We start from the raw sequence: 20,740 nt of genomic DNA on the forward strand, positions 1-20,740 counted from the left end.
CGCGGGGCTTTTTGTATTAAAGGTAATAAAATGACAACAACACAACCTACAAAAAAGCGTTTAGCTTCTTTAGATGCATTACGCGGCATGGATATGTTTTGGATCTTAGGTGGTCAGTCAATATTTGCAGCACTTTTTGTGCTAACAGGCTGGACAGGCTGGAAGCTATTTGAAGCACATACAGTGCACAGTGAATGGCACGGTTTTACTTTTTACGACTTAATATTCCCGCTATTTATTTTCCTATCTGGCGTTGCTATGGGGCTTGCCCCCAAACGCATTGATCACTTAAGTTGGGATGAGCGTAAAGTCTATTATCGCAAAGCTATTAAGCGCTTATTACTGCTCTGTTTTTTAGGTATTTTATATAATCACGGCTGGGGTACAGGCATGCCGATGGCGTTTGATGAGATACGCTACGCCAGTGTATTAGCTCGAATAGCCATTGCGTGGTTTTTCTGTGCCATGTTGGTTTGGCATACAAGCTTACGAACCCAAGTCATAACCGCGGTATCTATTTTACTTGGCTACTGGTTACTGCTTAGCTTTGTGCCTGTACCAGGAGGCAGTACCGGAGACTTATCTGCTGCTGGAAGTTGGAATGCATGGTTCGATAAGTATTTACTACCAGGGATTAGTTATCAAAATCGCGTTGTAGATCCTGAAGGCGTGTTGTCTAATCTACCAGCGATTGTTAACGCACTTATGGGGGTGTTTGCAGGCCAGCTTATTGCACGAGCACAACAAATTGGTGAATGGAAAATGTCTGGCGTGTTATTTATTTCAGGCCTTGTTAGCGTAAGCTTAGGGTGGCTCTGGGATTTACAGTTTCCGGTAAATAAAGAGTTATGGACGAGCTCTTTTGTATTGGTGACGGTAGGGTGGAGCGCTATTTTATTAGCCGTGTTTTATGCCTTGGTTGATATATTACCAGGGCAGCGAGTTGCGTATCCATTTGTTATTATAGGTGCTAATTCGATCATTATTTACCTAGCCTCGAGCTTAGTGAACTGGGGTTATGTAAGCCAAAGTGTTTTTGGTGGTGTTATTCGCGCGGTTCCTGATTCATGGCAGCCATTAATAGCCGTGGTAGCATTACTTGCTGTACAAATGCTTGTGTTGCATTGGATGTACCGTAGAAAAATCTTTGTCAGTGTTTAGTTAACGCTGATAGAAACGTTATTTTTTATTCACTTTTACTTTACAAAGTTAAATCTAAAAGTGATAATGACAGCGTTGTCATAATGGTTATAGCTACTGTACCGTATCCTGGCAGTAGTTTGATCTAAAACCCGATTCGATTGCACGTGGGGTCGGGTTTTAGATCCCATTTTTTTTCAATTTATAATTAGAGCTAATCAATATGCAAATAGTCATTCTTGATGATGCCGCGCAAGTGGCAGCCTACGGGGCTAACATCTTTGCTAAACAACTTATAAAAAAACCAGCATCAGTACTTGGCTTGGCAACTGGCTCAACACCTGTTGCGTTATACCAAGAGCTTATCGCAAAAAATAAAGCGGGTGATATTTCATTTAGCCAAGCGACAACATTTAATTTAGATGAATACTTAGGTCTTACAGGTGAGCATCCGCAAAGTTATCGATACTTTATGAATGAGCAATTATTTAATCACGTAGATATTAACAAAGATAACACGCATGTTCCGCCTGGAGATGCAATCAACCCGTTAGTTGCGTGCAATGAATATGAGCAAAAAATTGCAGCATCAGGAGGGGTTGATGTGCAATTACTTGGTATTGGCCGTAACGGTCATATAGGTTTTAACGAGCCGTCTTCAGGTCTTACCTCGCGCACTCGGGTAAAAACACTTACCAAAGCAACCATTGATGATAACGCACGATTCTTTGGCGAAGGCGAATATCAACCGCATTTATCAATCACTATGGGGATTGGGACTATCTTAGAAGCCAAAAAAGTAGTGCTATTAGCGACGGGTGAAAGTAAAGCTGATGCAGTACAGGCAATGGTTGAAGGCCCGCTCATGGCAAAGTGTCCAGCCTCTGCATTACAAATGCATAAGGATGCTGTCATCATCATTGATAAAGCGGCTGCAAGTAAATTAGAAGATTTAGCGTTCTATCAGCACATTGAAGCTGAGAACCAAAAACTACAAGCGCACCTAGCGACCTTGTAAAATTGTGAGAGAGAGCAAAAAAGCCCATTTGGGCTTTTTTTATGCCTGTTATAAATTGGGTTTATCATCAGCTTGTGGTAGTTTTAGGGGGTAAATAATTTCAAAGGAACGCCATGCTGAATTACTCTCAAATGCCACTGGACCGTGCCTCTAATCATCGAAAAGATCCTAAGTGGCTAAAGGCGAAAATTAATTCTCAGAGTCGCTGGTTACTTGTTAAAAATAATCAGAGTCTATTTGTTAAAGGGTGCCCTGAGGTGTGTTATTTGCGCCTATCTCAGGTTGATCATCTTGATTTATCGAAAGGTATTTTACTTGGCCTTGACGAGCAAGGAATTGCTCATTTTGCGTTAGATGTAAGCAATGTGCCTGATTCACTTATTGACCCTGTTCTTGATGGTACTGAGTTTGTTGATATACGCAAGTTAGGCCCTCAAGTTGAACTAAAGCAAGGCTCAATTGCTGCACTTGCTCGTGGTCTTTGTTTTTGGCATGCAACCCATCGTTTTTGTGGCCGATGTGGACATGAAAATAATATGGTTGAAGCAGGACACTCTCGCTTATGTGAGAACCAAACGTGTCAGCATCAAACGTTTCCTCGCACTGATCCTGCCGTCATTATGATAGTGAAAAAAACCTTTGCTGATGGTGTTGAGCGCTGTTTACTCGGTCGTCAAGCAAGCTGGCCTGAGGGCGTGTTTTCAACATTGGCGGGGTTTGTTGATCCAGGTGAAACACTCGAGCAAGCTGTCGCCCGAGAAGTCATGGAAGAAGCTGGTATTGCTGTCACTGATATTCAGTATATAGCTTCACAACCTTGGCCTTTTCCATCTTCAATCATGTTTGGTTTTATGGCAACAGCAGTATCAGAAGATATTCATGTTGATAAAGATGAATTAGATGACGCTAGGTGGTTTAGTCGTGATGATCTGAATCAATTTGGCCAATGGCATGAACAGGGTAGTCACCTAAAATTAACCCGACATGACTCTATTTCTCGATTTTTGGTTGAGCATTGGCGCAACCTGTAAACTAGATTGGAATAACGATGACAAAGACAAATAAAAATACTCAAATAGTGAGTGCTGGGCGTAAAAAAGCGTATACGCAAGGCGTGGTAAATCCAGTCGTACAGCGAGCATCAACCGTGGTTTTCGACTCGGTTTCTGAGTTAAAAGAAGCAGCTAAAAAACGGGGCGATAAAACGCTTTTTTATGGTCGCCGTGGAACCACCACACACTTCGCACTACAAGAAGCTATTGCTGAACTTGAGGGGGGAGAAGGTTGTGCACTTTATCCATCAGGTGCGGCTGCAATAAGCAATGCGCTATTATCGTTTGTGAAAACGGGCGATCATATTTTGATGGTTGATACTGCTTACGAACCAACTCGTGATTTTTGTGACAAAATATTAGCCGGTCTTGGGATTGAAACAACCTATTATCCACCAGGTATCGGTGCAGGCATTGATGAGTTAATAAAAGAAAATACCCGTGTATTATTTTTAGAATCACCTGGCTCGATTACCATGGAAGTGCAAGATGTACCCGCTATGGTCGCAAAAGCGAACGAGCGTGGTGTCATGACGATGTTAGATAATACTTGGGGTAATGGCCTGCATTTTAGACCGCTTGAGCATGGGGTGGACATTAGTATCCAAGCTGCGACTAAATATATTGTTGGCCATTCCGATGTAATGATGGGAGTGGCGGTTGCTAATAAAAAATACTGGTCAACACTGAGAGAAAACTCATATCTATTAGGCCAATGTACGTCTGCTGATGATGCATATTTAGCATTACGTGGCTTACGCACTATGGCTGTGCGTTTAAAACAGCACGAGCAAGCCGCCATTGAAGTTGCTAAATGGCTTGAAACACACCCATTGGTTGATCATATTCGCCATCCGGCTTTTGCAACATGCCCAGGTCATGAGTTCTTTAAACGCGACTTTGACGGGAGTAATGGCTTATTTTCGTTTGTAATGAAGCAAGGAAATCAACAAGCGATAGATGCGTTTTTAGATAGTTTGCAGCATTTTAAAATGGGCTTTTCTTGGGGTGGATACGAAAGTTTAGTTACTGCAAATTTAACGATGAAAGGGCTACGCTCTGAAACAGGTTGGACGCAAGGCCCAGTGATCCGCTTACATATAGGCTTGGAAGATGTAACAGATTTGCTAGCCGATCTAGATCAAGCTCTTGGTGTTTACGAGAGCCATCTGTAGTTAAAAAGTTTATACTTTGTTACATAAGAGCCGCAATGCGGCTCTTTTTTTTCTGGTAATTCAAGCTGTTTCACCTTAGTGTAATTCCAATAATAATATTCATTAAGGATTGTGAGTGACGCAGTTACACCCTAAACGTCTTGCGCAAATTGCTCAATTTGAACTTGTACGACTATTTTTGACCAAACGTGGTTTGCTAGCGGTTGCTGCATTCGCCATTTGTTGGTTACTTATTTTACGCTATCCTATAGCTGAATCTGTGAATTTGATTAGCTCTGCTGAGTTTGCTGACTTTGCTAGGCAGGCCTTTGGTGCTATCGGTATCAGTCGGTTGCTCGATTGGCCTGAATCAGAGCTAGCGATGTACTGGCTAATCGCTTTATATAGCTTCCCTTGCTTTTGCTTGTTTTTATGTAGCGACCAAACTGTGGGAGATCGTCAGCGTGGTACGCTACGCTTTTTGTCACTACGGGCAACTCGTTCAGAGATTATAATTGGCCGCTTTTTAGGACAAGTATTAATCTTAGCAGCATTGTTATTTGTTACTCTGATGGCAACGCTTGCTATGTTGACGTATCGTGAGCCAAGTTTATTTCTTTCTGGTTTTTCAAGAAGCCTGACACTATTGGTGTTTCTGCTAATTACTGTAATGCCGTTTATTGCTTTAATGAGTTTTCTAAATACGTTTGCGCGCTCATCTCGTCTTGCATTTGTATTAGCTATTTTATTTTTTGCTGGCGGCAACATTATTATTGGTTTGCTTACTTGGCAGCTGCCTTTACTTGAAGTTCTATATTATTTATTTCCTGGCTACCAAATCGATGTAGTCGCGGGACAAAGAGCAGGCATGATGTTAGGGGTCGGTTTACCTGTTTTACAAACAGTTGTGCTGCTTGTGGTGGGTGAACGAATTTTTGCAAGGAGCTCACTATGACAGTATTAATTCAGGCACAAGGTTTATCAAAAAACTATGGAGCTAAGCGAGCGCTTGATAATGTCAGCTTTGAAATAAATAAAGGAGCGCCAGTTGCACTCGTTGGCCCTAATGGTGCTGGTAAAACAACCTTATTTAGTTTGTTATGCGGTTATATTTTACCAAGTTCCGGGCAGTTATCAGTGTTGGACCACGCCCCAGGTAGTGCGGCTTTATTTGGTAAGCTTACGGCATTACCACAAGATGCACAGCTTGATCCGCGTTTTAGTATTGCGCATCAATTAAATTTTTATGGTCAACTGCAAGGTTTAAGTGGCGCGGTTCGTAAAAAAGAAACAGCACGTGTTCTGGAACTTGTTGGTTTATCTGAAGTGGCTAAACAGCGCCCAGACGATCTTTCTCACGGGATGCGTAAGCGAGTCACAATTGCGCAAGCACTAATAGGTGAACCTGAAATTGTAATGCTTGATGAGGCAACTGCAGGTCTTGACCCTATCCACGCGCGTGAGGTTCGTGAGCTTGTGAGCTCTTTAAGCAATGAAGCCACATTTATTTTAAGCTCCCATGATCTAACCGAACTTGAGCGTTTATGTTCGCAAGTATTACACCTAGATAAAGGGGTATTGAGTGAGCATCAAGCGCGTTCTAGCACACAAGATAATAAGCATTATATAACACTACAATTGAATCAACTTTATGATGATGTAGAAGCTAAGCTTGCAAGTCTTGCCCATGTACATCATGTTTATATGAGCCAAGCAAAAGAATATGTCATTGAATTTGAACAGACAGCCGAACCATTTGATATCAATCTATTACAGTTTTGTTATCAACAAGGTTGGCAGTATCGTCAACTAGTGAATGGTCACACACTCGAAAACCAAATTTTTCATAAGGAGAGTTAGTTATGGGTTTACTAAGTGGATTAATGGGTAATGCCAGCGAAGTCGATAATGATGATCTAGAAGAATTACTTGCCAACACGCTTATAGCGGGTGAAACAGTGCAAAAGGCCTATAAGGTGATCCGTGATATGTTTATCTTTACCAATAAAAGATTGATTATTATTGATAAACAAGGTGTTACGGGGTCTAAAGTGGAAATGCTAAGTATTGCTTACTCAAAAATTACTAAATTTAGTAAAGAAAGCGCGGGGCATTTTGATTTAGATGCAGAGCTGAAAATTTGGGTAGGGTCAGATCCTACTCCGATCAGCAAAGACTTCAAAGCAGGTGATAACATTAATGAGGTTTATAGAATAATTAGCGAATTTTCATTATAACACCCTGAAAATAAAGTGATTTATAATATAGTTGGTGTTGAATTGAAAATTCGGGCCAACTTTTTCTTTACATTTACCGACAATTTATTACAATTAGTTGATTAAAAACAAGGAGTTAGTTAAGTTCCCGTTCAGTTTTCTCACGTTAGCATGTGCCCAACTTAGCCATTTGGCTAGTTTTGTAGCAATTAAAACAATGTTTATAGGGAAATCTGTTTATGAAAAAGTTAGCAGTTATTATTTCGAGTATGCTTCTTTCAACTGCCGCGACTGCTGCGGACAGTTATCAATCAATCAGCCACTTAGGGTATACGGACACCGATGGCAATGACACAGTAAGTGTTGATTCAATTTATTACTTCGCACCAAAGAACACTATGGGTCCTTACGACCAGTTTGAGTACATCAACAAAACGACTAACGTTTATGGTGCTTATTCAGACGATGATTTTGGTGATGTATTAGGCTTAGGTGGTGAGTACTTCGTAGAAGATTTTGTATTCGGCGCTGGCTACAATAACTATGACTCTGATTTTGGTTCAAGCACAGATGTATTTAACGTTTCTGCTGGTTACTTCTTCAATCCAAACTTATTATTAAAAGCGACTTTCGTTGACGTTGAAGACGGTGACAACTCAGTGATGTTTGATCTTAAGTATAACCATCAGTTAAACAGCACTGATTACATTGGTTTTACTTTAACTGCTGATGATGAGTTTGATTACCGCGCAGTAAATGCTAAATACTTCGTAGATCTTCAACAAGGTAACTACCTTACAGTTGAAGGTACAATCTCTGATACAGATGATAATGGCAGCTCATGGGAGTTAGGTTCTAACTACTACTTCTCTAAAGCAACGTCAGTATTTGTAACGTTTAACAAAGAAGATGATTACAGCTTTGGTGCTCAACACTTCTTCAATAAAAACGTTGGCTTAAAAGCGGGTTATGGTAACAACTGGGATGACTCAGATTACGATGCATACTTTGCTAACGTAAGCTTACAGTTCTAATCATTAATTTGATTGTAAAAAAGCCCGCATCATGCGGGCTTTTTAGTTTTTAGTATTTTACCATCCGCACTGACGGTCTTTATTTTGCTCATCAAGGTATTTTTGTAATGGCGCAAAGTAATCCAAGATTGCTGTTGCATCCATTTCTTCTTTCCCCGTTATTGTGGCAAGGGCTTCTTGCCATGGGCGACTTGAACCCATTTCTAACATCGCATTCAGCTTTTCACCAGCCTCTTTTGAGTTATACACTGAACAGCGATGAATCGCTTCTTTGTTACCAGCAATTTCACATAAACTTCTGTGGAAGTCGAATTGTAAAATATGCGCTAGGAAATAACGCGTGTAAGGGGTGTTACCCGGTACGTGATACTTAGCACCTGGATCGAAGTCTGCTTCGCTACGAGCGATAGGCGCTTGAACACCTTGATATTTTTCACGTAGTTCCCACCATGCTTTGTTGTAATTTTCGGGTGTTACTTCACCTGAGAACACTTTCCAGCGCCATTGGTCAACTAATAAGCCAAATGGGATAAAAGCAACTTTATCTAGTGCCATTTTCATTAATAGACCGATATCTTTTGATTCATCAGGCACTTCGTCTAATAAACCAATCTCTTTTAAGTAGTCAGGTGTAACAGACAGCGCAATAGTGTCACCAATGGCTTCATGGAAACCATCGTTCGCACTTTCTTGATAATAAATAGGTTGCGTGTTGTAGGCGCGCTGGTAGAAGTTATGACCTAACTCGTGGTGAATAACAGAGAACTCCTCACCGGTACGCTGAATACACATCTTGATACGCAGGTCATCTTTGCTATCTATATTCCATGCTGAAGCGTGACACTGTACGTCACGATCTTGTGGTTTAGTGAATAGTGAGCGTTCATAGAAAGTGTCAGGTAATGGCGCAAAGCCCATTGAAGTAAAGAACTTCTCGGCGCCACGTACCATTTTCAGCTCGTCGTAATCATGCTTTGCTAATAACTCTGTTACGTCGTAGCCAGGATCTGCATTTTCCGGCGCAACTACATCGTAAATATTCCCCCATGTCTGTGCCCACATATTACCTAAAAGGTGCGCAGGAATTGGTTGGTCTTGAGGGACTTTATCTTCGCCATACTTCTCACCGAGCTTGGCACGAACATGACAATGTAATGAATCATAAAGCGGTTTAACTTGACCCCAGATACGGTCAAGTTCTTTTGCAAAATCATCCGCTGGCATATCGTATTTACTACGCCACATCGCGCCAGTATCCGCATAGCCAAGCTCTTTAGCACCTTCGTTAGTAAGCGCAACTTGTTGCTCATAAAGTGGACGCATTGGTTTGGAAAATTGGCGCCAACCTTGCCATAAATCCAGTAGTTCATTGTAGTTGCGGCTTGTTGCCATTTTAGCGGTCATCTGGCCAAGGCTTAAGCAGCTACCATCTTCTTTACAGTACTTACCTTTACCATAAATACCACCTAGTTCAGCAACTAACTGTGAAAGTTTTGCTGTTTTTTCAGCATCCTGTGGGGCAGGCAAAGTTAGTGCTAATTTTAGCTTATCTAGCTTACGGCGCGCATCGTAATCCAGTTCTAAACTATCGAATTTTGCAGCTTCATTAGCAAGACGAACAACAGCTTCGGTCATCTTACGATTAACCTCAGCAGATAACTCTGCAGTATCGTGCGTGATGAAGTTGGCATAAATCCACTCAGCGCGACTAGCCTCTAAATAAAGCGCACTTAACTCTTTTTCTGTATCGGCGATAAATTTAGCAGCATCTTGCGGCGTCACCTGACTTTTTTTGACTTCAGCCGCAGCTGTTTTGGTATTTGTAGCGTCATCATTACAGCCTGAAAGTGCAAGTGCACTAGCCACCATGAGAGCACTCATACTAAGTTTAAATGGAGTCTTTTTCATAACGTTCCCTAGAAGTTTATTGTTATTTATTGCCCCTGCATAATAGCAGCGTCTTGATAAACAACAAACTATGTAGATGAGAACAATTTACGAGACATGGCTTACGTTGTATTTATTACACGATCAGTCATACTTGAAGACAGTTAATTTAAATAAAAGGATTGCATAATGACGACCGTAATCATTCTGCTACTGGTTGCTGTGATTGTGATTTTTGCTGTAAAAGATATTCGCATTAATCTGATCACTCGACCTACGTTTAGTATGTTTAAAAAAGTATTACCCCCCTTATCACAGACAGAACGTGAAGCCATGGAAGCGGGTGACGTGTGGTGGGATGGTGAGCTATTTAGTGGCAACCCTGACTGGCAGAAACTACATAGTTTTCCTAAACCTGAACTCAGTGATAAAGAGCGCGCATTTATGAGTAAGCAGGTTGAGACGTTACTTGCTATGCTTGACGATTATCAAATTGTTCAAAAAGATAAAGACCTACCAAAAGAAGTCTGGGAATATTTAAAAAAAGAAGGTTTTTTTGCGTTAATCATTCCTGAAGAGTTTGGTGGCCGTGAATTTTCAGCCATTGCTAATTCGACCATCGTATCAAAAATTGCAACCAAAAGTTTAACGGCAGCTGTAACCGTGATGGTACCAAACAGTTTAGGCCCAGGTGAGCTACTGCTTCATTACGGAACTAAAGAGCAACAAGAGCGCTGGTTGCCAAGCTTAGCCAAAGGTGATGATGTGCCTTGTTTTGCGTTAACTGGCCCAGAGGCAGGGTCGGATGCCGGTAGTATTCCCGATACTGGCGTTGTTTGCATGGGCATGCATAATGGTGAAGAAGTAATCGGTTTAAAGCTTAATTGGTCAAAACGCTACATTACCCTTGCACCGATAGCCACAGTGCTTGGTCTTGCATTTAAAATGTACGATCCTGATGGTCTGTTGGGCGATAAAAAAGAGTTAGGTATTACTTGTGCGCTTATTCCGACTGATCACGAAGGTGTGCAAACGGGTGAGCGTCATTATCCTCTCAATATGGCATTTATGAATGGCACAACCTATGGTAAAGATGTCTTTATTCCACTTGATTGGATCATTGGTGGCGAAAAGGGGGCTGGTCGAGGTTGGCGCATGTTGGTTGAGTGCTTAAGCGCAGGTCGTGGTATTTCGCTGCCGGCACTCAGCACTGCAACAGGCCACCTTGCATCACGTATGACATCGGCGTATGCGACTGTAAGGCAACAATTCGGTGTATCGATTGGGCAATTCGAAGGCGTGCAAGAAGCGCTTGCGCGTATCGGTGGTTTAACATACACCCTTGAATCTGCAAGGTTAATGACCGCTGGTGCCATAGATTTAAAACTGAGTCCATCGGTCGTGACTGCCATTGCTAAATACCATATGACAGAAATGGGTCGCACTGTAATGAACGATGCCATGGATATTCATTCAGGCAAGGGCATTCAAGTAGGTCCTAATAACTATCTTGCTCATGGTTATATGGGGATCCCTGTATCGATCACCGTCGAAGGGGCAAATATTCTTACTCGTAATTTGATGATTTTTGGTCAAGGTGCGACTCGTTGCCACCCATTTGTTTTAAAAGAAATGGAAGCCGCTGCAATGGAAGATCATGACCTTGCACTGAAAGAGTTTGATTCATTACTGCTACAGCATATTTTGTTTGCAACAAGCAATGCGGGTATGGCTTTTGTACATGGTTTAACACGCAGTTACTTTGCTAAATCTCCAGTGTGTGGAGTGACAAGTCATTATTACAAACAGTTGAGCCGAATGAGTCGAGGCTTAGCATTTTGTACTGATGTTGCTATGTTGGTATTGGGTGGCGAGTTAAAACGCAAAGAGATGATATCGGCGCGTTTAGGCGATGTATTGAGCCACTTATATCTCGCCTCATGTGTTCTGAAGCGTTACGAAGATGAAGGGCGTCAACAAGCCGATTTACCGTTTGTTCAATATGCTGTAGAACATTCGCTTTATAGCATTGGCCAAGCATTTGATGGCTTTTTCAAAAACTTTTCGAACCCGATTGTTAACTTTTTACTGAAACGTATCGTTTTCCCATTAGGTAACCATTACCATCGCCCAAGTGATGAGCTAGCACAAACTATGTGTGAGCACATGAGTAACCCCGGTGTATTTAGGGACAGATTAACCCATTTATGCTATATCGATGATAAAGCGGGAACTGGTGTAATGGAAAATGCGTTCTTAGCTATGATAGATACGCAGGAAGACTTTAAACAATTACGAAAATGGCAAAAAGAAGGCTCGATTTCCCGTAATCTAGAGCTTGAGGATGCTATCGTCGAAGCTGCTGAGAAAAACTTAATTAATGCAACAGTCGCTGAGCGTATGAGTGAAGCAAATGCGCTACGTAAGCAAGCAATCGCTGTGGATAATTTCGCGCCTGGCGAACTTTAATGCGTTCATTAAAAAGCCTTGCTTAGCAAGGCTTTTTTGTCTTCACTTATCTAGCAAAAGGGTCGGGGTTAATTTTTTCAATATACCAATCACCTTTCTTACGTATCATTTTAACGCTACGCATATCATCAATTTTTTTGCCATTGAAGTAGCCAGTGAAAATAAGGTTGATATTGGCTTTATCACCGTACTGCTCTCGCAAACTCATATTCGTCATGTCGACTTCGATCACGACTTCATCGTACTGCATATTAACCAAATTACGGGCAAACTGGTTAGCGGTACCATAAGATTTCATAATCCGCGCCATTTTTGGCGTTGCATATTGGGTCGCTAAGTTTAAATCTTGTTTATTATATAAAGCGTCAAAGAAGAGTGTCGCCGTTACTCCTGGAGTATTTTTTTCACCTTTCGGAGCATCTTCAGGCCCGCATCCGAGCAGTAGAACACTGCTTAGTAGGGCACAAATAAAAAGTATTTTTTTCATTGTTCATGGTTTAGAAAATATAATTTGCCTTTAGTGTGTGACTAAATAACTTTCTTGTAAAGGAGGTTAGGTGTTTTAGGTTGGTTTATTTTTATTTTGCAATAAAAAAGGATGCAGTATGCATCCTTTTTTATCTTAATTAAGCTGTTTATTGAACAAGCTCTTTGTCACTGAATTCTTCAGCAAATAATGGGCTTGATAAATAACGCTCTGTCGCACTTGGTAAAATTACCACAATATTCTTACCTGCATTTTCAGGTTTTTCTGCAAGTCGTTTTGCCGCAACGACTGCTGCACCAGATGAAATACCTACCAAGATACCTTCATTTTTCATTAACTCATGCGCCATTGCAATCGCATCTTCATTTGATACTTGCTCAGCAGCATCAACAACTTCTAGGTCTAAGTTACCTGGGATAAAGCCTGCACCGATACCTTGAATTTTATGAGGACCAGGTTTGATTTCTTCACCTGCTAAAGTTTGGCTAATAACAGGTGAGTTTGTTGGCTCAACAGCAACAGATTGAACATTTAAACCTTTTTCTAGTTTAAGGTAGCGGCTTACACCTGTAATAGTACCGCCCGTGCCGACACCTGCTACGAAAATGTCGATTTTACCATCCATTGCTTCGTAGATTTCAGGACCGGTTGTTTCAAAGTGAATTTTCGGGTTAGCTGGGTTTTCGAATTGTTGTAAAAGAATGTATTTTTCAGGCTCACTCGCTTGAATTTCTTTTGCTTTTTCAATAGCACCATTCATGCCTTTAGCGCCATCTGTTAAGACTAAGTTGGCGCCCAATGCTTTTAATAGTTTACGACGTTCTAAGCTCATCGTATTGGGCATGGTCAGTGTCAATTTATAACCACGCGAAGCAGCAACAAAGGCAAGAGCAATACCTGTATTACCAGATGTCGGTTCGATTAACTCTTTTTCTTTCGTTAAAACACCTGACTTTTCTGCTTCCCAGATCATTGAAGCGCCAATGCGGCATTTAACACTGAAGCTTGGGTTACGTGATTCTACTTTAGCGAAAACATTACCTGAGGTAACGCGATTAAGCTTTACAATTGGCGTATTGCCAATCGTTAATGAATTATCTTCAAAAATGTTAGACATAGTGTTCCCTTGGAAGCAATTTATCAATCGTGATCAAATAGCTTAGGCTACCGATCTGTAATAGTCACACTTTACTTTGCCAAATAAAAAACGAAAGTAAAGTTTGGCTATAACATATAGCGAATAGGCTTATAGCTTTTAGGAATAAGCCAAAAATCATCAGAGCTGCCACATAGTCGGGGGAGTTTTTCCCCTTAAAGAATTAAGAGAGTGATTAGTTCGACTTCTTCAAATAGGCAATCACTTGGCATGTATTTAATTCAACAATTATAACTGAGATCAATTTTCAAATTAGATTCTTGCCAGTTGTGATGGTAAATTGCGCAATCAAACGTAAATTTGGCTGTTTTATAACAAAAGTAAATCAAAACGTGGTAAAAGATTACCACCTAAAAATTGAAGTGATCGTTATGAATTTAATTCTAAAGTTAATTGCTGGCATTGTTGCTGGTATCTTAGTGGGACTATATGTGCCATTAACAAGTGTTGAACTCCTTTATACAGTAAAAGAAATAATAGGTCAGTTGATTACCTTTACGATACCGTTGATCATTTTATTCTTTATTGCATCAGGTATTGCAGGCTTACCAAAGGGCTCAGGTCACTTGCTTGGTAAAACAGTAGGGTTTGCTTATGGCTCGACTATTATTGCGGGCACACTTGCTTTCTTACTAGTTAGTACGATTATTCCGTTGTTTGACGGTGGCTTAACCTACGAAGCTGAAATTGCGACTGAAGTAGGAAGCTTTATCGATTTAGAAATTCCTCCTCTTATGGGGGTTATGACAGCCTTGGCTACAGCATTTGTGTTTGGTATTGGCATGAGTCAACTGCAACTTGATACATTAAAAAAAGTGTCGGACCAAGGACGCGATGTAATTGATGGCTTGTTAGCAAAAGTTATTATCCCCGCGCTCCCTTTTTATATTGCAGGTGTTTTTGCTGAAATGACCGTTGCAGGCACAGTCGTAGATACACTACAAACGTTTGGTATTGTCTTACTTGCTGCACTGATTATGCACTGGTTATGGTTAACAGTTTTATATGTTAGTACGGGTCTTTTATTAAAACGTAATCCAATAGAACTTGTAAAAAATATGCTTCCAGCTTATTTTACTGCTTTAGGGACAATGTCGAGTGCTGCAACGATCCCAGTTTCATTACGTGCGAGCAAAGCAAATAATGTAAAAGAAGATGTTGCAAACTTTACTGTACCATTATGTGCAACCATCCATTTATCAGGCTCAACTATTACGATAGTTACTTGCGCATTAGCCGTTATGTTTTTGTCACCGAATATGGATGTGCCATCATTATTCGGCATGTTGCCATTTATTATGATGTTAGGTGTCGTCATGATTGCAGCACCAGGTGCACCTGGTGGCGCAGTGATGTCAGCATTGGGGCTTTTAACCAGTATGCTTGGCTTCAATGAAGGCGCTGTTGCATTAATGATTGCACTATATTTAGCGCAAGATAGCTTTGGTACTGCTTGTAATGTTACAGGCGATGGTATTATTGCATTGTGGGTTGATCGCTTTAGCGAGAAAGCTTCGTCATAAAATTAATTTGCGAGGCGATATTTGATTTATCGTTTCGCTGTTTCTGTGCTAATGTGGCACATTAAATTGTGCGAAAGCATATATTTGGGTTATTCGAGGGTGTTCCATTGATTAATGTACTTTTAGTTGATGACCATGAACTTGTACGGACAGGGATCAGACGTATACTTGATGATGTTCGTGGTTTTAAAGTGGTTGGTGAAGCTAAAACCGGTGAAGAAGCAGTACAATTTTGCCGTCAAAATTCACCTGATATAGTGTTAATGGACATGAATATGCCAGGTATAGGCGGGTTAGAAGCAACGAAGAAAATCTGTCGTTATTGCCCAGACGTAAAAATAATCGTACTTACTGTGCATTGCGAAGACCCATTCCCTAGTAAAGTGATGCAGATTGGTGCTCATGGTTACCTAACCAAAGGGGCAGGTTCAGATGAGATGGTTAATGCAATTCGTGCTGTAAATGCTGGCCAAAGGTATATCGCACCAGAAATAGCACAGCAAATTGCACTTGCACAGGTTAGTGGTCGAACAGATGAAAATCCGTTTCAGAGTTTATCTGAGCGTGAGTTACAGATTATGTTAATGATTACTAAAGGTGAAAAAGCGCAAGATATCGCAGACCGTCTTAACCTCAGTTCAAAAACAGTGAATAGTTATCGCTACCGCATGTTTGAAAAGCTTAATGTGGGTGGTGATGTAGAGCTAACTCATTTAGCGATCCGCCATAAAATGATCGATATTGATAGTTCGCATTAATTTGCTCAATGTCTGATTTCGATTCTGCCCGCTTTCTTAAAACATTATCAAGCGAACCTGGTGTCTACAGGATGCTTGATAATGAAGGGCAAGTAATTTATGTGGGGAAGGCTAAAAGCCTAAAAAAGCGTGTTAGCAGTTATTTCCGCAGTAATGTTACTGATAGTAAAACCCGTGTCTTAGTAAGTAATATTTGTGGTATTGAAGTCACTCTAACTAATACCGAAACCGAAGCTCTATTACTTGAAAATAATCTAATAAAAAAATATCAGCCTCGCTACAATATTTTACTGCGAGATGATAAATCATATCCGTATATTTTACTGACTGATCATAAACATCCACGCTTAGCTTTTCACCGCGGTAGTCGCAAAATTAAAGGCGAGTATTTTGGGCCTTTTCCCAGTGCAGGTGCCGTATCCGAAAGCTTGCGGTTAATGCAAAAGATCTTCCCTGTTCGACAATGTGAAGATGCTTATTATCGAGCTAGAAGTCGTCCTTGCCTTCAATACCAATTGAAGCGTTGTTCTGCACCCTGTGTTAATAAAGTTTCTGATGAAGAATACAAGCAAGAAGTTGATTTTGTTCGTAAATTTTTATTGGGTAAATCACATGAAGTCATTGCTGACTTGATTGCTAAGATGGAGCAAGCCAGTAAAGAGCTGAAATTTGAATTAGCTGCAAAAGTGCGCGATCAAATAATGCTACTTAGGAAAATGCAGGAACAACAATCTATTTCAGGTAATCATGCTGAAATGGACGTTGTGGGCTTTGCTCATCTGAATGGTTTAAATGCCGTTCACTTATTAATGATCCGCGACCATAAAGTGCTGGGCAGTAAAACCTACTTTCCAAAAGTGCCAAAGGATTCAGGGCAAGAAGAAATTTTGACTTCTTTCTTAGGCCAGTATTATTTAGCGCCTGGTGCAACAGGGCGTATCGCCAAAGAAATTATATTACCGTTTAGTATTGAAGAGGGTGAGCCTTTAAGTGAGGCACTTACCGCTATTTCAGAGCGTAAAGTGAGCTTAAAAGTTGCCAATCGAGGTGAGCGGGCACAGTATCTAAAGCTAGCTAACAAAAATGCATTAAATAGCATCAGTGTAAAACAAAGTACCCAAGACTCAATTAATAAACGCTATGCGCAATTAAAAGAAACGCTACGCCTTGACGATATTAATCGCATGGAATGTTTTGATATCAGTCATACAATGGGTGAGAACACGGTTGCAAGTTGTGTTGTGTTTGATTCGCAAGGACCCAATAATAAAGAGTATCGCCGTTTTAATGTAACGGGGATTACTGGTGGAGATGACTATGCCGCCATGGAGTTTGCATTAAATAAGCGCTACAACAAAGTAGTCGACGAAGAAAAAATACCCGATGTTATTTTCATCGATGGTGGTAAAGGTCAACTGTCTCGTGCTGAACAGTATTTTGAAACGTGGCCGCATAATAAAATGCCTCTGTTAGTGGGTGTTGCAAAAGGGACTAGCCGAAAACCAGGGTTAGAAACTTTACTCATAGATGGAGGACGCAAAACAATTCCACTTGATTCAGATGCGCCGGCTCTTCATTTAATTCAACATATTCGTGATGAATCACACCGTTTTGCTATTGCAGGTCACCGTAATAAAAGACAAAAACAGCGAACTCAATCACTACTCGAAGAGATTTCTGGGGTAGGGCAAAAGCGTCGTCAATCAATTTTAAAATATTTAGGGGGCATGCAAGGGGTAAAAGCTGCTAATATAGAACAATTAAAACAAGTTCCTGGGATCAGCCCTGAAATGGCTGAGAAGATATTTAATCATTTGCATGACAAGGCGTAGCCTTCATGCGAATATAGAAAAAAAGACATCTCCAAGTAGTTATGTGGAATATTCCAAACACACTCACAACCTTTAGACTTTTTCTAATCCCTATTTTTTTGGTGATTTTTTATTTGCCATTCTCATGGGCGTTTTTCGCAGCGGCATTTGTATTCTGGCTTGCGTCAATCACTGATATTCTTGATGGCTACTTAGCTCGTCGACTTGATCAGTCAACACCTTTTGGTGCTTTCTTAGATCCTGTCGCCGATAAAGTAATGGTTTGCGCAGCACTTGTAGCGCTTTCTAGTCACTATCAGAGCTTATATATGACAATACCTGCACTGGTTATTATTAGTCGTGAAATTGTTATTTCTGCACTGCGTGAATGGATGGCCGAGCAGGGTAAACGCGACAATGTGGCCGTATCAAATATGGGCAAATTCAAGACCGCTGCACAAATGCTAGCGATTATTGGCTTAATTTGGCAATTTGACACTTGGATGATCTACTTAAGTTATGGGCTTTTATATATCGCGACACTGTTAACGCTTAGTTCTATGTTGCAATATTTGATGGCTGCGTGGTCTGAGTTGACCAAAAATTGATCCTAAACGTCTAATTACACACCGTTTTAGATAAAAAATAAGCAAACAGTTCAAAACTAGCATTTTTTATATTGACGCGTTTAATAATCTCTGTAGAATGCGTCCGTGTTGAGAGGGCATAGCCCCCAAGATAAAGAAAGCGGCACTAGCTCAGTTGGTAGAGCGCAACCTTGCCAAGGTTGAGGTCACGAGTTCGAGCCTCGTGTGCCGCTCCAATTATCTGGCTTGGCGGAATGGCAGAGTGGCCATGCAGCGGATTGCAAATCCGTCTACCTCGGTTCGACTCCGGGTTCCGCCTCCATTCAACACTCCACACGCTCTAAGAGCAACCCGATGCCCGGGTGGTGGAATTGGTAGACACAAGGGATTTAAAATCCCTCGTTCGTAAGGACGTGCCGGTTCAAGTCCGGCCCCGGGCACCATTTGTGGTTAACTGCAACACCAAGTGTAGTTTTAAAACTTTTAGATTTAACCTTAGAGTTAATATGATGCGGCACTAGCTCAGTTGGTAGAGCGCAACCTTGCCAAGGTTGAGGTCACGAGTTCGAGCCTCGTGTGCCGCTCCATATTAGCTTTATCCACTTGCTTTAAATAGCAAACCCGATGCCCGGGTGGTGGAATTGGTAGACACAAGGGATTTAAAATCCCTCGTTCGTAAGGACGTGCCGGTTCAAGTCCGGCCCCGGGCACCATTTAAACTTAAATAGTTTATTGGATAAAGAAACAAATTTGCGGCACTAGCTCAGTTGGTAGAGCGCAACCTTGCCAAGGTTGAGGTCACGAGTTCGAGCCTCGTGTGCCGCTCCAATTATTTGGAAGCGATAAGGCGGAATGGCAGAGTGGCCATGCAGCGGATTGCAAATCCGTCTACCTCGGTTCGACTCCGGGTTCCGCCTCCATATAATACTCCACACGCTCATATGAGCAACCCGATGCCCGGGTGGTGGAATTGGTAGACACAAGGGATTTAAAATCCCTCGTTCGTAAGGACGTGCCGGTTCAAGTCCGGCCCCGGGCACCATTTATATAATACCTCTTTTCTATTTCATTTATATTTCTTTTAACAATCCCATCAACTTATTTTTTTATTGCCAAAATAGCTCTATAGTTTCCTAAGTCTTTTTTAAGTACAACTGAACTCAATAAATAGAATCAAGGAAAGATAATGGAGCAATTTAAACGGGGCTTAAATCAGTTTTGGGTTGGTGCAGTGTTTGGGGTTTGCTTAGCAATTTCATTAGTGCTTATTCCTATCGCAATTATTATGTCGAACATTAATGACGTACTTAAAATTCATGAAGTTAATGTGTTAGCTGAAAAAGTATCGACTGTTTTCGATAAATCAGAACAGGCTATTAGTAATGCTAAAGCGGCGCTAACCGATTTTGATAATGACGTAGTGATGGATATGCTGACTGCCGTACAATCTTATCAGCAAAAAACACAGTCATTATTATCTTTTGAGCAAAACAAGTATTAAAAGAGCAAATAAAAGAACAGCTTGCACAGCAACTTAAAGCTAAACTCAACGAGCAGCAGACGACATTCATATTGTCTGTCTTTGAAAAGTTAGCAAATACAAAAAAGGGAGCGCAAGCGCTCCCCAATTAAGTACTTATTAAACTAGATTATTTGCGCCATGCGCCTTTAGGAATTGTTTGATCCAGTTTTTTGTTTTGCGAAGGATCAAAAGTAGGTAACTTACCCGCTTTGCGTTGAGTGTTGTAATCCTTAGCTAACCAAATAACGACTCCAGATAACATGAATAGTGCTATTACATTTACAATAGCCATTAGTCCCATTGAAATATCCGCAAGAGTCCACACGATTGGCAACTCGCCAAGTGCACCAAACATGACCATTCCAAGAACAAGTAATCTAAAAACTAACATACCAGCTGCATGATTATGTTCTAAGAACAATAAATTAGTTTCAGCATAAGAATAATTTGCAACAATAGAGGTAAATGCAAAAAACAAAATTGCCACAGCAATAAAAGTTGCGCCCCAACTGCCAACATGCTCCTCTAGTGCTGCTTGTGTTAATGCAATACCAGTCACTCCTGAATCAGGTATCAGTTGTTGGGATAATAAAATCAGTGCCGCAGTAGCGCTACATATGATAATGGTATCAACAAATACACCTAGCATTTGTACGTAACCTTGAGAAGCAGGGTGAGGAGGGTTGGGTGTAGCAGTCGCTGCGGCGTTTGCCGCGCTACCCATACCTGCCTCATTAGAAAACAGACCACGTTTAATACCTTGGATCATTGCCTGCATTACACCATAACCAATAGCACCAGCGCCTGCTTGCTCAATGCCAAATGCGCTATTTATTACATGCATAAATACATCAGGTAATAAATTGTAGTTACTTATACAAACATAAAGAGCGACGAGGAAGTAGGCTAGAGCCATAAAAGGCACG

18 protein-coding genes and 8 tRNA genes (1 of these 26 running past the window's edge) are annotated in these 20,740 nt (G+C 41.0%); 22 read left to right on the forward strand and 4 right to left on the reverse strand.

Annotated features, from left to right (window positions below; translation table 11 throughout):
* Positions 1-30 precede the first annotated feature (30 nt).
* From nagX to LY624_RS06905, 8 genes are all read left to right on the forward strand, one after another.
* A complete protein-coding gene (nagX, locus tag LY624_RS06870; protein WP_130151438.1) occupies positions 31-1,161 on the forward strand; it encodes a transmembrane glucosamine N-acetyltransferase NagX in 1,131 nt (376 codons plus the stop codon).
* Positions 1,162-1,363: 202 nt separating this feature from the next.
* A complete protein-coding gene (gene nagB / locus LY624_RS06875; protein WP_130151439.1) occupies positions 1,364-2,158 on the forward strand; it encodes a glucosamine-6-phosphate deaminase in 795 nt (264 codons plus the stop codon).
* Positions 2,159-2,271: 113 nt separating this feature from the next.
* Positions 2,272-3,189: an NAD(+) diphosphatase gene (gene nudC, locus LY624_RS06880; RefSeq protein WP_341804162.1), complete on the forward strand. Its 918-nt coding sequence runs from the start codon at positions 2,272-2,274 to the stop codon at positions 3,187-3,189.
* A 17-nt stretch (positions 3,190-3,206) separates the two neighbouring features.
* Positions 3,207-4,385: a cystathionine beta-lyase gene (locus LY624_RS06885; protein ID WP_341804163.1), complete on the forward strand. Its 1,179-nt coding sequence runs from the start codon at positions 3,207-3,209 to the stop codon at positions 4,383-4,385.
* Between the two features lie 115 nt (positions 4,386-4,500).
* Positions 4,501-5,319, forward strand: a complete 819-nt coding sequence (locus LY624_RS06890) for an ABC transporter permease (protein WP_130151442.1) — start codon at positions 4,501-4,503, stop codon at positions 5,317-5,319.
* Positions 5,316-6,224: an ABC transporter ATP-binding protein gene (locus LY624_RS06895; RefSeq protein WP_130151443.1), complete on the forward strand. Its 909-nt coding sequence runs from the start codon at positions 5,316-5,318 to the stop codon at positions 6,222-6,224. Before LY624_RS06890 ends, LY624_RS06895 begins: the two co-directional genes overlap by 4 nt.
* A 2-nt stretch (positions 6,225-6,226) precedes the next feature.
* A complete protein-coding gene (locus LY624_RS06900; protein ID WP_062570769.1) occupies positions 6,227-6,601 on the forward strand; it encodes a PH domain-containing protein in 375 nt (124 codons plus the stop codon).
* A gap of 218 nt (positions 6,602-6,819) precedes the next feature.
* A complete protein-coding gene (locus LY624_RS06905) occupies positions 6,820-7,614 on the forward strand; it encodes a putative porin (RefSeq protein ID WP_062570770.1) in 795 nt (264 codons plus the stop codon).
* Positions 7,615-7,671: 57 nt separating this feature from the next.
* Here the strand turns inward: LY624_RS06905 and LY624_RS06910 are convergent, their stop codons facing one another.
* Positions 7,672-9,522, reverse strand: coding sequence for a M2 family metallopeptidase (locus tag LY624_RS06910; protein ID WP_341804164.1), 1,851 nt, complete (start codon positions 9,520-9,522; stop codon positions 7,672-7,674).
* Between the two features lie 168 nt (positions 9,523-9,690).
* Here LY624_RS06910 and LY624_RS06915 point away from each other — a divergent pair, with 168 nt between their 5' ends.
* Positions 9,691-11,970: an acyl-CoA dehydrogenase gene (locus LY624_RS06915; protein WP_130151446.1), complete on the forward strand. Its 2,280-nt coding sequence runs from the start codon at positions 9,691-9,693 to the stop codon at positions 11,968-11,970.
* 46 nt (positions 11,971-12,016) lie between these two features.
* Here LY624_RS06915 and LY624_RS06920 read toward each other — a convergent pair whose 3' ends face one another.
* Together LY624_RS06920 and cysK are read right to left on the reverse strand one after the other, a co-directional pair.
* Positions 12,017-12,457, reverse strand: a complete 441-nt coding sequence (locus LY624_RS06920; RefSeq protein WP_130151447.1) for a hypothetical protein — start codon at positions 12,455-12,457, stop codon at positions 12,017-12,019.
* A 148-nt stretch (positions 12,458-12,605) separates the two neighbouring features.
* Complete coding sequence (cysK, locus tag LY624_RS06925; RefSeq protein WP_237119340.1) at positions 12,606-13,574, reverse strand: cysteine synthase A; 969 nt, start codon at positions 13,572-13,574, stop codon at positions 12,606-12,608.
* A 410-nt stretch (positions 13,575-13,984) separates the two neighbouring features.
* Between cysK and LY624_RS06930 the strand changes: the two genes are divergently transcribed.
* The 13 genes from LY624_RS06930 (at position 13,985) to LY624_RS06990 (ending at position 19,793) form a co-directional block, all read left to right on the forward strand.
* Entirely contained in the window at positions 13,985-15,136 is a 1,152-nt protein-coding gene (locus tag LY624_RS06930) for a dicarboxylate/amino acid:cation symporter (RefSeq protein ID WP_341804165.1), read from the forward strand.
* Between the two features lie 107 nt (positions 15,137-15,243).
* The gene (gene uvrY / locus LY624_RS06935; protein ID WP_062570775.1) at positions 15,244-15,894 is read left to right on the forward strand and encodes a UvrY/SirA/GacA family response regulator transcription factor; all 651 of its coding nucleotides are present in this window, start codon (positions 15,244-15,246) and stop codon (positions 15,892-15,894) included.
* A gap of 8 nt (positions 15,895-15,902) precedes the next feature.
* On the forward strand, positions 15,903-17,726 hold the full coding sequence (gene uvrC / locus LY624_RS06940; protein ID WP_062570776.1) for an excinuclease ABC subunit UvrC: 1,824 nt from the start codon (positions 15,903-15,905) through the stop codon (positions 17,724-17,726).
* Between the two features lie 41 nt (positions 17,727-17,767).
* Positions 17,768-18,313: a CDP-diacylglycerol--glycerol-3-phosphate 3-phosphatidyltransferase gene (pgsA, locus tag LY624_RS06945; RefSeq protein ID WP_062570777.1), complete on the forward strand. Its 546-nt coding sequence runs from the start codon at positions 17,768-17,770 to the stop codon at positions 18,311-18,313.
* Between the two features lie 139 nt (positions 18,314-18,452).
* Positions 18,453-18,528 (forward strand) — tRNA-Gly (locus LY624_RS06950).
* Between the two features lie 12 nt (positions 18,529-18,540).
* Positions 18,541-18,614, forward strand: a tRNA-Cys gene (locus LY624_RS06955).
* Positions 18,615-18,648: 34 nt separating this feature from the next.
* Positions 18,649-18,735, forward strand: a tRNA-Leu gene (locus LY624_RS06960).
* A gap of 68 nt (positions 18,736-18,803) precedes the next feature.
* A tRNA-Gly gene (locus LY624_RS06965) sits at positions 18,804-18,879 on the forward strand.
* A 39-nt stretch (positions 18,880-18,918) separates the two neighbouring features.
* Positions 18,919-19,005, forward strand: a tRNA-Leu gene (locus LY624_RS06970).
* Between the two features lie 39 nt (positions 19,006-19,044).
* Positions 19,045-19,120 (forward strand) — tRNA-Gly (locus tag LY624_RS06975).
* Positions 19,121-19,138: 18 nt separating this feature from the next.
* A tRNA-Cys gene (locus LY624_RS06980) sits at positions 19,139-19,212 on the forward strand.
* A gap of 35 nt (positions 19,213-19,247) precedes the next feature.
* Positions 19,248-19,334: transfer RNA gene (locus tag LY624_RS06985), tRNA-Leu, on the forward strand.
* A 144-nt stretch (positions 19,335-19,478) separates the two neighbouring features.
* Complete coding sequence (locus LY624_RS06990; protein WP_341804166.1) at positions 19,479-19,793, forward strand: hypothetical protein; 315 nt, start codon at positions 19,479-19,481, stop codon at positions 19,791-19,793.
* Positions 19,794-19,941: 148 nt separating this feature from the next.
* Here the strand turns inward: LY624_RS06990 and LY624_RS06995 are convergent, their stop codons facing one another.
* Positions 19,942-20,740, reverse strand: the 3' portion of a protein-coding gene (locus LY624_RS06995; protein ID WP_130151452.1) for an alanine/glycine:cation symporter family protein. Its footprint extends 620 nt past the window's final position; the window shows 799 of its 1,419 coding nt (coding positions 621-1,419); the start codon falls outside the window, past its right edge; its stop codon occupies positions 19,942-19,944.

The organism is Pseudoalteromonas sp. N1230-9 (genome assembly GCF_032716425.1).
In the GTDB taxonomy this organism is placed as follows: Bacteria; Pseudomonadota; Gammaproteobacteria; order Enterobacterales; family Alteromonadaceae; genus Pseudoalteromonas.